General features: G+C 58.4%; 14 protein-coding genes and 2 pseudogenes. 5 read left to right on the forward strand and 11 right to left on the reverse strand.

What is annotated here, in order from left to right; all coding sequences use genetic code 11:
• Nucleotides 1-48: 48 nt before the first annotated feature.
• Complete coding sequence (locus PI91_RS01395) at nt 49-1,407, reverse strand: esterase-like activity of phytase family protein (RefSeq protein WP_039265294.1); 1,359 nt, start codon at nt 1,405-1,407, stop codon at nt 49-51.
• 411 nt (nt 1,408-1,818) lie between these two features.
• Here PI91_RS01395 and PI91_RS01400 point away from each other — a divergent pair, with 411 nt between their 5' ends.
• Nucleotides 1,819-2,364: a YfaZ family outer membrane protein gene (locus PI91_RS01400; protein ID WP_008501313.1), complete on the forward strand. Its 546-nt coding sequence runs from the start codon at nt 1,819-1,821 to the stop codon at nt 2,362-2,364.
• On the forward strand, nt 2,364-2,684 hold the full coding sequence (locus PI91_RS01405) for a hypothetical protein (protein WP_008501314.1): 321 nt from the start codon (nt 2,364-2,366) through the stop codon (nt 2,682-2,684). Before PI91_RS01400 ends, PI91_RS01405 begins: the two co-directional genes overlap by 1 nt.
• A gap of 44 nt (nt 2,685-2,728) precedes the next feature.
• On the opposite strand, the gene PI91_RS01410 is transcribed toward PI91_RS01405, so the two are convergent.
• Nucleotides 2,729-4,099, reverse strand: a complete 1,371-nt coding sequence (locus PI91_RS01410; RefSeq protein ID WP_039265295.1) for an NAD-dependent succinate-semialdehyde dehydrogenase — start codon at nt 4,097-4,099, stop codon at nt 2,729-2,731.
• Nucleotides 4,100-4,250: 151 nt separating this feature from the next.
• Between PI91_RS01410 and PI91_RS01415 the strand changes: the two genes are divergently transcribed.
• Nucleotides 4,251-4,994 carry an AraC family transcriptional regulator gene (locus PI91_RS01415; protein ID WP_039265296.1) on the forward strand — a complete coding sequence of 248 codons (744 nt, stop codon included), beginning with the start codon at nt 4,251-4,253 and terminating at the stop codon, nt 4,992-4,994.
• Between the two features lie 47 nt (nt 4,995-5,041).
• Nucleotides 5,042-5,679: pseudogene (locus PI91_RS01420) on the forward strand (LysE family translocator).
• Nucleotides 5,680-5,709: 30 nt separating this feature from the next.
• On the opposite strand, the gene PI91_RS01425 reads toward PI91_RS01420, so the two are convergent.
• Together PI91_RS01425 and PI91_RS24365 are read right to left on the reverse strand one after the other, a co-directional pair.
• Entirely contained in the window at nt 5,710-6,012 is a 303-nt protein-coding gene (locus PI91_RS01425; protein WP_023293359.1) for a BrnA antitoxin family protein, read from the reverse strand.
• On the reverse strand, nt 5,999-6,286 hold the full coding sequence (locus PI91_RS24365; RefSeq protein ID WP_025912099.1) for a BrnT family toxin: 288 nt from the start codon (nt 6,284-6,286) through the stop codon (nt 5,999-6,001). Before PI91_RS24365 ends, PI91_RS01425 begins: the two co-directional genes overlap by 14 nt.
• A gap of 168 nt (nt 6,287-6,454) precedes the next feature.
• Here PI91_RS24365 and PI91_RS01435 point away from each other — a divergent pair, with 168 nt between their 5' ends.
• Nucleotides 6,455-7,726, forward strand: coding sequence for a DUF445 domain-containing protein (locus PI91_RS01435; protein WP_039265299.1), 1,272 nt, complete (start codon nt 6,455-6,457; stop codon nt 7,724-7,726).
• Here PI91_RS01435 and PI91_RS01440 read toward each other — a convergent pair.
• The 7 genes and pseudogenes from PI91_RS01440 to PI91_RS01465 form a co-directional block, all read right to left on the reverse strand.
• Nucleotides 7,723-8,799 carry a DUF2955 domain-containing protein gene (locus PI91_RS01440; protein WP_023293361.1) on the reverse strand — a complete coding sequence of 359 codons (1,077 nt, stop codon included), beginning with the start codon at nt 8,797-8,799 and terminating at the stop codon, nt 7,723-7,725. The genes PI91_RS01435 and PI91_RS01440 overlap by 4 nt on opposite strands.
• Nucleotides 8,789-9,856 carry an HlyD family secretion protein gene (locus PI91_RS01445; protein ID WP_085930304.1) on the reverse strand — a complete coding sequence of 356 codons (1,068 nt, stop codon included), beginning with the start codon at nt 9,854-9,856 and terminating at the stop codon, nt 8,789-8,791. The genes PI91_RS01440 and PI91_RS01445 overlap by 11 nt, the downstream gene beginning before the upstream one ends.
• Entirely contained in the window at nt 9,853-10,323 is a 471-nt protein-coding gene (locus PI91_RS01450; protein ID WP_023345377.1) for a MarR family winged helix-turn-helix transcriptional regulator, read from the reverse strand. The genes PI91_RS01445 and PI91_RS01450 overlap by 4 nt, the downstream gene beginning before the upstream one ends.
• A gap of 145 nt (nt 10,324-10,468) precedes the next feature.
• On the reverse strand, nt 10,469-11,164 hold the full coding sequence (locus tag PI91_RS01455; RefSeq protein ID WP_039265300.1) for a helix-turn-helix transcriptional regulator: 696 nt from the start codon (nt 11,162-11,164) through the stop codon (nt 10,469-10,471).
• Nucleotides 11,157-11,273 (reverse strand): annotated as a pseudogene (locus PI91_RS24370) (amino acid-binding protein); the annotation flags it as partial. The pseudogene PI91_RS24370 and the gene PI91_RS01455, both read right to left, overlap by 8 nt.
• On the reverse strand, nt 11,252-11,581 hold the full coding sequence (locus tag PI91_RS01460; RefSeq protein ID WP_039265301.1) for an antibiotic biosynthesis monooxygenase: 330 nt from the start codon (nt 11,579-11,581) through the stop codon (nt 11,252-11,254). The gene PI91_RS01460 and the pseudogene PI91_RS24370, both read right to left, overlap by 22 nt.
• 151 nt (nt 11,582-11,732) lie before the next feature.
• Nucleotides 11,733-13,154, reverse strand: coding sequence for an aldehyde dehydrogenase family protein (locus tag PI91_RS01465; protein WP_039265302.1), 1,422 nt, complete (start codon nt 13,152-13,154; stop codon nt 11,733-11,735).
• Between the last annotated feature and the right edge of the window lie 70 nt (nt 13,155-13,224).

Here is a 13,224-nt window from a genome sequence, read left to right on the forward strand (position 1 = left end):
TCCGAACAATCCCCCTCTCCCCTGTGGGGAGAGGGGTGAGCGGTAAACTTATTTCATCACCTCCGGCAGCGTCACAATCCACAGCTCGCTGTCGGACTCCGGCTTCTTCAGCGGCTTCACGCTGAGCGTGGTTTCCACCGGTTTATCATCCAGCGTCAGCTTGCCTTCCGCGTTCACCCGGTAATCCTTAAGCTTCTTGCCCTCGACCGGGTTTTGCATCGCGACCTTCACGCCAAAATCGTTATCGTTCGCCACCGCAAGCGTTTTGCTGTCGATCAGCGCCAGTCCTTCAGCCTTCTCCTGCTGCCAGCCCAGCGCGCGAAGATCGACCACCTGCGTTTTTGCCGCAAGGGTAATGCCGCGCTGCGCCAGGGTTTTCTCATCATCAAACTCCGGATATTCGCCCGGCTTGTCAAAGGCGGTCAGGTCGCTCGCCTTGCTGAGATCCACCTTGTAAATCAGGTTGCGCATCCCGTCGTTTTTATCGCTTCCCTGCTCAATCAGCAGGATGTGCTGATTATCGAGCGCTACGATGTCGCCGATTTTGGCATCGCTGTTTTTGTCGTAGGCCGCGCTGTCGATAGGGTAACCGTACATCGCGGTTTTGCCGGTCGCCGGGTCGAAGCTCACCAGACGGGTGAACAGCGCCTGCTTTTTGCTCTTCCCGTCGATGTCCAGCGTGCTTTGCACCGCGGCGATAATCCGCCCGTCCGGCATCCGGGTCAGGCCTTCAAAGCCCCGGTTGGGCTGGCGCCATTTGATGATGTTTGGCAGACCGCCCGCGATAGATTTTTCCCCTTCCGCGGCCTGCGGCCCGTGGATCGCGAGGATTTTCCCTTTGCTGTCGACGTTAATCAGGAACGGGCCGTACTCGTCGCACAGCCAGTAGCCGCCTTTGCCGTCCGGCGTGATGCCTTCCGTATCCAGTCCGCGGTTATCACCTTTCAGGACCTTGAGGGTGTCGCTGAACGCCACTTCATTGGTGGAGCCAATCACGCCGCTTTGCAGCGGGAGACCGTTAATCTCGCCTTTATCGTCATGCAGCGGGCGGGCATCAACCGCCTCCGCTTTGCCGTTCTGGACGCGGATGGTCATCAGGAGCGGCGCGAAATCCGGCGTAACAAAGATTTTGGCTTCGTTTTTACCCATTTTTGGCGCATCGGCGTTGGGACCGCGATCGGTCACGGTCGCAAACGTCAGGGCATCGCCCTGCTTGCCCGTAAACAGCAGGCCAGAGCCAATCCCCACCGGAAGCCCGTTCGGGAACGCATCGGCAAACGCGCCGCTGTATTTCACATGGGAGCCGTCAGGGAAGCTGACGATATAGCGCTCAGCGGTAGGCTGCGCAGCCAGGCCAGAGAAAGAGAGCGCACAACCGATAAGCACAGGAATAATTTTTCTTTTCATATTGTTAGTGTCCAGTGAGTGAAGCCAACAACGTAAAGAATAAACGTGTCAGAAAAATGACATAGAAAGGCAACCGGCGTGCGCGGGTGAACGTATATTCATTGCCCTGAAATGTAAGGTTGTGTTGTATTATGTGACATCTGAAATACTTCTGGAAATTATTAGAAACCCAATTAATTCACCTCTAATCACTATCCCTTCCTCGTTCAGTTTATGTTTAGTCAAAAAATTAAACGGTGCCTAAACGTCCAAACATCACGCGTTGACACCTCGACAATCAAACATCAATGCAACATTTCAAATAAAAAAGTTAACAATATCAGCATAAAACAGCGACCTTCATCACATTTGCAGTCATAAACATCGCTTGTTAAGGTGCCCCCAGATGAATTTAATGACGAGGCATAAAACATGAAAAAACTGAATATCCTTCTTCTTTCTGCTCTGACCGCCCTCTCGGGTTCCGCTCTGGCAATGGGCGGCAGCATTGAGCAGGGTAAAAACTTTACCAACCTCAACCTCGAGATGGGGAAATCCTCATCCGGCCTGTATGCCGAAAGCAACTGGCTTAAAAACACCGATGACGGTACCCAGACCGGCGGCGTGGGCGCAGGCTACAACCTGGAAGTGGGCCCGGTAATGCTGAATGCGGGTGCCAAAGCCATTTACATCGGCCCGAAGAAAGGCGATAACGGCGTGGCGTTCCCGATCGGCGGCGGTGTGAACGTTGCCCTGACCGACAGCATCCACGTGTACGGTGAAGGCTACGTGGCGCCAGAAGGGCTGAACAACAGCGTGAAAAACTACGTGGAAGCCAACGGCGGCGTAAGCTGGACGCCAATTACGCCTGTGACCCTGAAAGTGGGTTACCGCCACGTGAGCGTTGATGGCAAGGACGGCCGCCCTGGCCACACGCTGATTGACGGCGCATATGTAGGCGGTGGAGTCACCTTCTGATGAAACACCGCATGACCGCGCTTTGCGTTCTGAGCCTCACGCTGATGCTCACCGGCTGCGTCCAGTACAAATGGGTGAAACCGGGCGTCAGCGATGCGGAAATGAATAAAAAGCTCACGGAATGCGAAGCGCAGGCGCTGATCGATCTTCCCCCGGATAACGTGGTGACCGGTTCGAGCTCGGAAAAAACGGACAAATCGAAAAAGAAAAAGGATATTTCCACGAGCTACACGGTTGAAGACGCGAATGAATATCGCCGGGATACGCTGGTTGACAGCTGCATGTTCAAAAGCGGCTGGGACAAGATCGAAGTGCAATAACCCCATAAAAAACCTGCCGGCTGGCAGGTTTTTTTTATGGCCTCTTACTGACGCACCACCACCAGCTTCTGGTTCACAAACTCTTTGATCCCCAGATCCGACAGCTCGCGTCCGTAACCGGAGCGCTTCACGCCGCCGAACGGCAGCTCTGGCGCGGTATCGGTGAGCCAGTTGATATACACCATCCCGGTCTCAATCCGCGACGCCATTTTTTTCGCGCGCTCGATATTCTGGCTGAATACCGCCCCACCCAGGCCGTAGTGGGAGTCGTTCGCCAGCGCGACCGCCTCGTCGTCGTTTTTTACTACGTACATCTGCGCCACCGGGCCGAAGAACTCTTCAAAGTACGCCGGGTTGTCGCGCGAGATGTTCGTCAGGATCGTCGGTTCGAAGAAGCTCCCCTCACGCTGCACCGGCTTGCCGCCATAGTGCAGCGTCGCGCCGTTTTTCACCGCCTCGTTGACCTGTTTGGTCAGCGTTTCCAGAGCATCTTTCGACGACAGCGGCCCCAGCGTGGTGCTTTCGTCGAGCGGATCGCCAATCTTCACCTGCTTAAATGCCTCGGTGAATTTGCTCAGGAAGGTGTCGGCAATCTTTTCATGCAGGATAAAGCGCTTCGCCGCGGTACAGACCTGCCCGGCGTTGTTGAGCCGCGCATTCACGCCAATCCTGACGGCTTTGTCCAGGTCCGCATCGTCCAGCACCACGAACACGTCGTTACCGCCCAGTTCAAGGGTGGATTTCTTGATGTGCTTCGCCGCCTGCGCGGCCACCACGCTACCCGCTTTTTCGGAGCCGGTTAATGCGGCACCCTGCACGCGATCGTCGGCAATGATGTTCGCCACCTGCTCGGACGAGATAAACAGGTTGGTCCACGCCCCTTCCGGCGCCCCCGCCTCGCGCACCAGGTGGGCAAAGGTCTCGGCGCAGTGCGGCACGATGCTGGCATGCTTGGCGATCACCGGGTTGCCTGCCGCCAGGTTTGGCGCCAGAACGCGCATCAGCTGGTAATACGGGAAGTTCCACGGCTCAACGGCCATCAGCACGCCGATGGGGTGATGTTCCACCCACGCTTCCCCGAGTTCGGATTGATACTTCACCGGGGCCAGGAACTGCTTCGCGGTGTCGGCGTAGTAGCGGGCGATCTGCGCGCACAGCTTCACTTCGCCACGGCTCTGTTCGATGAGCTTACCCATCTCCTGACTGGCAATTTTCGCCAGCTCCTCGGTGCGCTCGTCGATCAGATCGGCAAGCTTATGTAGCACCGGCAGGCGCTGGCTGATGTCGCCTTTCGCCCAGTCCGAATGGTAAAGCGCATCGGCCGCTTTCAGCGCCGCGTCGATATCCGCGTCGGTATGCGAGGGGTATTCTTTGATGAGCTGGTTAGTGGCAGGATTTACTGTCTGATAAGCCATGTCGAATCTCCTTGTTTTACCGCTTAGGGTATTAAGGGTAGTCAACATGACTGGCTGTGGACGTAAAGTTGGGTATATCCGGAAGGTTCTTAATGAAGCGCTGCAAGACGTTTCGCTGACGTGGTATAAAAAACGTCCAGAAGGAGTTCATATGACCGATACCCGACACATCCGGCAGACTTTTTACCGCGCCTCAGGCCTTGAGCTGCGCAGCACGTGGCAGAGCACGCAGCCGTACAAACGCCACAGTCACCCTCAGCTCTCTATCGGCGCGATTATGGAAGGCCAGACCTGCTGCATTTGTCATGACAAAGAATACATCCTTAACCCCGGTGACCTCATTGTGATCCCGGCCTCTGCGCCGCACAGCTGCAACCCCGTCGCCGGGCAACCGCGCAGCTACCATATGCTCTATATCGACACCGATATTCCTCAGGCGTTACAGGTGATTCGCGACCCTGCGCTGTTTAAGCGCTACCTGGATATTGTTGAGGCGATGTCGCCTGTATCCGTGGACACGCTGCTTTCAGCCCTGCCCCGCCGCGTGGAAAACGCAGACGCGCTTCGCTCAACCAGCCAGCACGTGCGGCAGGCGTTTCTTGCCGACCTGGCCGCACCGCCTTCGCTTGACGAACTTGCCCAACGATTCTCGCTGCGCAAGGAGACGCTGATCCGCACCTTCCGGCAGGATACCGGCCTGACGCCGGGCAGCTTCCTCAACATCTCCCGCGTGGAGTTCGCCAAAGCGCGGCTACGTGCCGGGGACGACATCGCCGACGTTGGCTACCAGAGCGGGTTTGCCGACCAGAGCCATTTTCATAAGACCTTCGTCAGCTATACCGCCGCCACGCCGCGCCAGTACGCGACGGGCCGATCAATATCTGACAATAAATAACGTTGGCATTACCGTAGCCTGACCTCAGATTGTTAACCGAGGTTGCTATGGAACTGTTCTTCCCTTCCGCTTTTCTCGCCCTGGCGCTGGCGCATTTTGTCGCCCTGTTAAGCCCGGGGCCGGACTTCTTCCTGCTGGTGGGCTACGCGGCGCGCTACCGACTGCGCGGCAGCGCCGGATTGTGCGTCGGCATCGCCGCGGGTAACGGGCTGTATATCTTACTGGTGATTATCGGCTGGAGTGCGCTGCGCCAGTTTGCATGGCTGTTTACGCTGATAGAGCTTTGCGGGGCGCTGTATCTGCTGTGGATCGGCTCGCATCTGGTGCGCAGCCAACCGCAGGCGATGAGGCTGCATGAAACCCATCAGCGCTGCCCCTCGCTGCGCAAGCAGATCCTGCTGGGGCTCGGCTCGGCGCTGCTTAATCCGAAGAACGCGCTGTTCTATCTGGCGCTGATGACGGCATTGCTGGGGCCGGACGTGACGCTGCTTCAGCAGGCAACCTGCGGCGTCTGGATGGTGACGGTGGTGCTGGCGTGGGATCTGGCGCTGGTGACGCTGATGGGTTTGCCCGCGGTCCAGCAGAAGCTCAGCCGTGCGCTGTGGCTGATAGAGCGCACGGCGGGGTGGTGCTGATGGGGTTTGGCGGGTGGGTGATGTGGCGGCTGCTGGAAAATATACGCTGAGATAGCGGGCAGCCAAACGCTGCCCGCTATTTATTTTTTGTTTTGATCGCGCAGCATTGCTTCACGCAAAATGGCATTGAGCCGCGTCTGATAACCTTTCCCAGGCCGTTTAAGCCACTCCATCACATCGGCGTCAATGCGTACAGATGCCTGAGTTTTGAGTGGTCGATAAAACTTCCCTCGCACCGCCCCTGACCACTGTTCATCGTCCGTGGCAGGAATATCGCTGTAATCAATCTCCGCATCTGGTTTTTCAGCTAATGCTTTGAGCTCAGCCACACGACGAGCGCTTACCTCAGGCGCACTACCGCGTTTATGTTTAACGATGCTCATAACGGCTCCTCTCTTTGCGGTCCGCCTTTCGTGCGCTAATGATACGGATGATTTCTCCTCCGCTTTCAAAACGTACCGTATGTGCGACCAAAATAACAAGAAGGCCTTGCACAAGGCCGATGGTTTGCCAGCGAAATTCCCCGTTTTCATAGCGATCCTGAACAGACAAATGATAAGGATCGTCGAAAACCATAACCGCATCCTCAAAGCGTATGCCATGTTTTTGCAGGTTACTTTTCGCCTTATTGCTATCCCACTCATACTCCGTTGGCATAGTGTACCCTTCCCTGATTGTATATACAAAAAAGCATATACAAATTACGCTAGGATTTAACCAAATATGTAAAAAGGTGTTTAATTCCGGAAGACAGGTTCCAGAAGCGGGAATGACATAACGCTCCCTGCTTTGCACTTTCCCCCCGCTTCCCTCTATCCTTAACCCATGGAAAAAATAGCTGAACTCAAACGCGCCAAGCTGCTGGCGCTGTCGCTGCTGCTGATTGCCGCCGCGGCCTTTATCACCACCCTGTTCCTGCCGCAGACCTTTTGGGTGCGCGGCGTCAAGGCCATTGCCGAGGCGGCAATGGTTGGCGCGCTGGCGGACTGGTTTGCGGTGGTCGCGCTTTTCCGCCGGGTGCCGATTCCCTTTATCTCCCGCCATACGGCGATCATCCCGCGCAATAAAGACCGGATCGGCGACAATCTCGGCCAGTTCGTGCAGGAGAAGTTTCTGGATACCCAGTCGCTGGTGGCGTTGATCCGCCGCTATGAGCCCGCACAGATGATTGGCGCATGGTTCAGCAAGCCCGACAACGCCCAGCGCGTCGGGCTGCATCTGATGCAGGTGATGAGCGGTTTTCTCGAACTCACCGACGACGGGCGCATTCAGCGCCTGCTCAAACGCGCGGTGCATAAGGCCATCGACAAGGTCGACTTCACCGAAACCAGCGCCGTGATGCTGGAGAGCATGACCAAAAACAACCGACACCAGGTGCTGCTGGACGCCATCATCAACCGCCTGATTACCCTGATTCAGCGGGAAAGCACGCGGGACTTTATTGCCGACCAGATTGTCCACTGGCTGAAGACCGAGCATCCCCGCAAGGCGATGGTGCTACCCACCGAGTGGCTGGGCGATCAAAGCGCGGAGATGGTATCGAACGCGGTCAACACGCTGCTGGACGATATCAGCCACGACCGCACGCACCAGATCCGCCAGGCGTTTGACCGCGCCACGCTGAAGCTTATCGACAACCTGAAAAACGATCCGGAGATGGCGGCAAAAGCCGACAACATTAAGCACTACCTGAAAAACGACGAGGCGTTTAACCGCTATCTGGGGGAGATGTGGGCCGACCTGCGCCAGTGGCTGAAGGCGGATATGCAGAGCGAGGACTCGCGCGTGAAGCAACGCATCGCCAACGCCGGGCTGTGGTTTGGCGAAACGCTGACAAACGACGCCAGCCTGCGGGCATCGCTGAACGAGCATCTTGAGCAGGCCGCGCATCGCGTGGCGCCGGATTTTGCGGCGTTCCTGACGCGCCACATCAGCGACACGGTGAAAAGCTGGGACGCCAAAGACATGTCCCGCCAGATTGAACTGAACATTGGTAAAGATCTGCAGTTCATCCGCGTCAACGGTACGCTGGTGGGCGGGACGATTGGCCTAATCCTGTTTTTACTCTCGCAGCTGCCTGCCGTGCTGGGACATTAATCTACTTTGGGCGGCGCGATGACGTAGCGCGTCGCCTCGAAGCGGTTGAGGATCAGGTGCACCAGAAAGACCATCGTCAGCGTCGCCACCAGCGAAAAGGTGACGGAGGTGATGCGATAGAGATCGCTGAACACCAGGTCGGTGTCCGGGTGCATGTTCTGCCCGAACATAATGCCGATGGTGGTGATGCTGGAGAACCCCACGCCCGCCCCGACCTTCTCCATTACGTGCAGCCGCGCGCCAAACGCCAGCCCAAGGCCGATCAGCGGCATCATCAACAGCATATGGCTGCTGTGATCGTAGAGGATCAGCTGCACCACCAGAATATAGAGGCAGCCCAGCACCACGCCGACCACGCGCCAGATGGAGCTCATCACCGCGCCGCGATAGTGCATCGGGAACAGGATCAGAATCCCTGCCATCAGCGCCGAAAGCGAATCGCTTAAGTCGCTAATCTGAAACACGACGAATATCAGCGTCGCGACGGTGCCGGAGAGCAGCGACTCGTGGCGCACGCGGGCGTCGTCTTTCTCGATCAGCGGCGGCGGCTTGCGGGGCTCCACGTCCGGCAGGAGATAGTTCATCAGCGCGCTCAGGCACACCGCCATCACGCTGGCTTCGATGTTCGAGAACAAAAGCGTATGCCAGTTGGTGGTGGGGTAGCTCATAAAGTTGAGCATCACGCTCTGGCACACCACGCCCATGGACCCGAACAAAAACAGCGGCCCTTTACTCATAAAGCGAAAACGCATCACGTAGAGGGCGAAGACCACCAGCGTCATGATCGCCGGCCATTGCGACAGATAGCCGATGATAATTACCATTTCGACGCAGTTAAGCGATGCGCTGAAGATAAACTGCTTCGCCACGTGGCGGTTAAACACCGGCACCAGCGACAGCAGCATGATCGGATAGACCACGAAAAACACGCCGTAGCGGGTGTTGTAGAAGCTCGAGATGCTCAGCGCAATCATCCCGGCAAAGACGATGCGCAGGGTCTGGCGAAAGTCGTTTGCCGTATAGACGATGTTGCCGTGCGGGGTAAAGACCCGCGCCAGGGTGCTAATAGACATAGTGAAGCAGGCTCACCAGATGGATCTGCATCCCGGAGAAGAAGCGCGCAAACGGCCCTTCGCTGTTGTAGAGCTGCACGGTCGCGCGGGCGCCGGTCGGCAGATGCTTCGGCAGCGGCTCGTCCAGCGAGACGTGAATGCGCATGCGCTGGGCATCGCGTACCCAGCGGTTAGAGGTTTCCGGCTCGGAGAGCTGGCCATTAACGGCCTCCTGACCTGCCAGGATCCCCGCGTCGCTGCTGGTGACGTGGGCGCGGAAAACGTGTCCCGGGAAGGCGTCAAACACCACGGCCGCATCGGTGCCCTGATGGGTATGGCGCAGACTCTTCTCACGGAAATCGGCCACGATATCGGTCTGGTTGTTTACCAGCGCCAGCGCGGCCGAACCGGAGGAAGCGTAGAAGCCCGGGCTCAGCTGCAGGTTACTGACCGTGCCGTCCGCCTGGGCGTAGACCTTCGTCCAGCCGAGGTTCAGCTCTGCTTCATCCAGCGCGTTGCGGTATTTTTGCAGCGTCACGTTGCGGTGTTCTTCGCGCTCACCACGCTGGATGCGCAGGTTGCGGATGTTGGCCTGAATCGTGCTGACGGACTGCTCGCTGCTCTGCCAGGTGGTGCGAACCTTATCCAGATCCGCCTGCGAGACGTTCTGCAGGGTGCTCAGCTTCTGGTAGCGATCAAAGGTCACTTTGTCGTTACGCGCGGTCAGCACGGCGGTTTTCAGGCTGGCCTGCGCGGCAGCGATCTGCGCATCCAGCTGTTCGTTAGACAGGCGAGCCTGCTCGAGCGCGATTTGCGCCGCTTCCACCTTATTGCGAAACGGCGTGTCGTCGAGTTCAAACAGCAGATCGCCTTTCTTCACCTGGCTGTTGTTATGGACATGTACCGCCGCCACGTAGCCGGAGACGCGCGGAGACACCGGCGTCACCACGCGCATCACGGTGGAGTCCGGCGTCAGCGGGATCCAGATATCCGCGACGATAAAGTAGACAAACATCAGCAGGAAAGAGGCAATACTCACCCTTACCCAGCGGGCAAACTTTTGTTCAGGGGTCATTATTTTTCGGTCTTGTTATCTTCTTCGCGGATTGTCCGCAAATTGCAGGCGATTTGATTCAACGTGGCGCTGAAAATGTCGAGATGTTCCGGCGCGATGTTTTGCGATACCCGCGCCTGATACGTCTCAATCACCTGAGTGAGCCTTTTTAATATGGCTTTTCCCTCAGGCGTCAGCGTCAGAAGCCGGATGCGCTTGTCATAAGGCGATGTGGTGCGCAGCAGGTAACCCTGATTTTCCAGCTGTGTGAGGGTGCGCATCAGCGGCGGCAGTTCAATGCCCTGCACCTCCGCAAGCTCACTCATTGAGACGTTATCCCCGAGCTGATGAAGCTGCATCATCACCGTCCAGCTCGACTGGGTTAACCCGGTATCGAGAATGGCGTCGTCGATGACGGCACGCCACTGGCGCACGATCATCGCCATCCGCATGCCCATCGGCCTGCGGCAGAACAGTTCTTCTTCACTCATGGGGAACCTCTCGTCACACGCGGTCAAGATAATAGTTATCAGGGTAACTATCAAGAAACGAGAAGTTAAAGCGCAGGAATTGCGAAAGGTGTTACTGGAGGCGATGTACATGTAGGCCCGGTAAGCGCAGCGCCACCGGGCATTTTTAGCGGCAAAAAAGCCTCTTAACAGCAGCCTTTCCCGACGCCGTCACCACCACCTCCCGATACCCCGCCACCCGCTGGATCCAGCCTTTACTTTCCAGATGGTCGAGCAGCAACGCACCGGCTTCTCCGCCCAGGTGAAACCGTCGCTCGCTCCAGTCCAGGCAGGCGCAGCAGGCCTTCCGGCGCGGATGCGCGCTTAACGAAATGCCGAGCGCCAGGAACTGCTCCCGGCCATAGAGGGTCAATGCGGAACCGTCAGCCTCCAGCCAGCCTTCCGCCTGCATGAAATCATAGATCTGCACCGCCACGGCGCCTGCGAGGTGGTCGTAGCAGGTCCGGGCTTCACGCATGGCTTTCGGCGCGCTGGTTTCCGGCGGGGTAATGCGGCCCCACGAAAGCCCCATCATCTGTTCCACCAGCGCCGCCACGTCGTGCCCGGCAAGACGATAATAACGATGCCGCCCTTGCGACAGGCAGGTAATCAGCTGCCCTTCAACCAGCCGGGCAAGATGCCCGCTGGCGGTCGACGGCGCAACGTCTGCCGCCGCGCTCAGTTCAGTGGCCGTCCACGCCCGCCCGTCCATTAGCGCACAGAGCATCTTCACGCGCGACGGATCGGCCATGGCAGCCGCCACCGCGGCAATCGCCTTTTCCAGCATCGCGCTGTTATCGGAGGGTAAACTCGTCTTAAGCATGGGCCGCCCAGGGTTCGGTGATCTCTGCGGCCAGCTTATCATCATCCGTCAGCAGAATAAGGTGATTCGCATGGTCGCTGTACTGTGTCAGGATAGACACGCCGCGTGCCCTCCGCTTTCGGAACTGTATTCCCGCACCAGCTGCGCCACCCGAATACGGTAGAAAGAAAAAATCGACGCCCGCCCTTCGGCCTGCGCCGCCTGATGAAAGACGTTCTGCTTCCAGCGGCGGACGGCCTCTTCATCCCGCCACCAGGAAAGGGAGAGGATTTTGCCGTCGGTCGTCAGGCTCTGGAACCGTTCGATATCAATAAAGCCGTCGATGTCCGCCAGCAGCGGCTTAAGCTCTGCGGCAAGCTGAAGATAGCGCGCCTGATGGGCAGGCGCGGCTTTGGCTTCGAAAAGGACTGCGATCATGGTTTTCTCTCCGTTGTGATGTTGGGGAGAGAATGCAGGAGGGAAAAGCACAATGCTTCGGCAAGGAGCGAAGCGTTGTGCCGGATGGCGCTGCGCTTATCCGGCCTACGGCTCATGTAGGCCCGGTAAGCGCAGCGCCACCGGGCGGGTTTTAGCCCACCATCGACCTCGGCTCCATAAACGCCCGAATTCCCCACTCGCCCATCTCGCGCCCCACGCCGGAGTGTTTGAAGCCACCAAATGGCGCTTTCGGTTCATGAGCCAGGGTGTTCACCAGCACGCGACCGGAAACAATCTGCTGTGCCACGCGTCGCGCGCGGTCCACATCGCCGCCCAGCACCATCGCGCTCAGGCCGTACTCGGTATCGTTGGCAATGGCGATCGCCTCCGCCTCCGCCTCGTCCTGATAAGGGATTACGCACAGCACCGGGCCGAAAATCTCGTCGCGGGCAATGGTCATCCGGTTGTTCACGTCGGCAAACAGCGTCGGACGCACGAACCAGCCGTCCCGCGTGCCGTCCGGTCGCCCTTCGCCGCCCGCCAGCAGGCGCGCCCCTTCTTCGATTCCTTTGCGGATATAGCCCTGCACCCTCAGCCACTGCTTTTCGCTGACCATCGGGCCGACGTCTGTCGCACTGTTGCGCGGGTCGCCGGATTTCACCGCCGCCACGGCCTGCGCCAGCGCGGTTTCGATCTCCGCCTTGCGCGAGTGAGGCACCAGAATGCGCGTTCCGGCCACGCACGCCTGCCCGCTGTTCATAAACCCGGCCTGAATCACCAGCGGGATCGCCTGCACGAGATCCACATCATCCAGCAGGATCGTCGGCGATTTACCGCCCAACTCCAGCGTGACGCGCTTAAAGCTTTCCGCCGCGTTGCGCAGGATCGCCTTGCCGGTATTCGTGGAACCGGTGAACGAGATTTTCGCGACGTCCGGATGGCGGCTGAGGGTTTCGCCCACCGTCTCGCCGCGTCCGGTGACGATGTTAAACACGCCCGGCGGCAGCGCGGCGTCGCGCAGCGCTTCGGTGACAATCTGCGTTTGCAGGGCGCTCATTTCACTCGGCTTGATGACCGCCGTGCAGCCCGCCGCCAGCGCGGCCGCCAGTTTGCCGCAGATAAACCCCGCATCGCTGTTCCACGGCGTAATCAGCCCGGACACGCCGAGCGGCGTCATCTGCACCGTTGCGGCACCTGCGGAGTTGACAAACTCAAACGCCTCCAGCGCCTCGATGGCCTGAGCAATCACCTCTGCCGGATAGCTTGCCATCCATGCCGAGCGCGAGGCGGGCGCGCCGTACTCTTCAATGACCGCTGCCAGCAGATCGTCGTGACGGGCGGCCACGGCGGCGTGCATGCGCTTGAGCGCGGCGATGCGTTCCTGCTTTGTGGTCCGGGACCACGCCGGAAACGCCGCTTTTGCCGCCGCGATAGCGCGTTCAGCGTCAACCTCATCCGCCAGGCGAACCTGACCGATGACCTGCGCCGTCGCCGGGTTGTACAAATCAAACCACTCGGTGCCGTGCGGGGTAACAAATTCGCCGTTAATAAAGATCTGTTCGATGGTGTGCATATAAACCTCCTCAGGCTGTGTGAGACCAGTCTGTCACGGCTTCTCCGTTGCGATAATCCACGCTATGCTG

It is taken from the genome of Enterobacter sp. FB, from assembly GCF_000805795.1.
Lineage (GTDB): Bacteria > Pseudomonadota > Gammaproteobacteria > Enterobacterales > Enterobacteriaceae > Enterobacter > Enterobacter roggenkampii.

Bases quoted from the DNA above. Each gene is read 5' to 3' on its own strand.
- PI91_RS01460 (WP_039265301.1), bottom strand. From the start codon at position 11,581: ATGATCGCAGTCCTTTTCGAAGCCAAAGCCGCGCCTGCCCATCAGGCG.
- PI91_RS01465 (WP_039265302.1), bottom strand. From the start codon at position 13,154: ATGCACACCATCGAACAGATCTTTATTAACGGCGAATTTGTTACCCCG.
- PI91_RS01455 (WP_039265300.1), bottom strand. From the start codon at position 11,164: ATGCTTAAGACGAGTTTACCCTCCGATAACAGCGCGATGCTGGAAAAG.
- PI91_RS01415 (WP_039265296.1), top strand. From the start codon at position 4,251: ATGACCGATACCCGACACATCCGGCAGACTTTTTACCGCGCCTCAGGC.
- PI91_RS01405 (WP_008501314.1), top strand. From the start codon at position 2,364: ATGAAACACCGCATGACCGCGCTTTGCGTTCTGAGCCTCACGCTGATG.
- PI91_RS01425 (WP_023293359.1), bottom strand. From the start codon at position 6,012: ATGAGCATCGTTAAACATAAACGCGGTAGTGCGCCTGAGGTAAGCGCT.
- PI91_RS24365 (WP_025912099.1), bottom strand. From the start codon at position 6,286: ATGCCAACGGAGTATGAGTGGGATAGCAATAAGGCGAAAAGTAACCTG.
- PI91_RS01435 (WP_039265299.1), top strand. From the start codon at position 6,455: ATGGAAAAAATAGCTGAACTCAAACGCGCCAAGCTGCTGGCGCTGTCG.
- PI91_RS01395 (WP_039265294.1), bottom strand. From the start codon at position 1,407: ATGAAAAGAAAAATTATTCCTGTGCTTATCGGTTGTGCGCTCTCTTTC.
- PI91_RS01400 (WP_008501313.1), top strand. From the start codon at position 1,819: ATGAAAAAACTGAATATCCTTCTTCTTTCTGCTCTGACCGCCCTCTCG.
- PI91_RS01450 (WP_023345377.1), bottom strand. From the start codon at position 10,323: ATGAGTGAAGAAGAACTGTTCTGCCGCAGGCCGATGGGCATGCGGATG.
- PI91_RS01440 (WP_023293361.1), bottom strand. From the start codon at position 8,799: ATGTCTATTAGCACCCTGGCGCGGGTCTTTACCCCGCACGGCAACATC.
- PI91_RS01410 (WP_039265295.1), bottom strand. From the start codon at position 4,099: ATGGCTTATCAGACAGTAAATCCTGCCACTAACCAGCTCATCAAAGAA.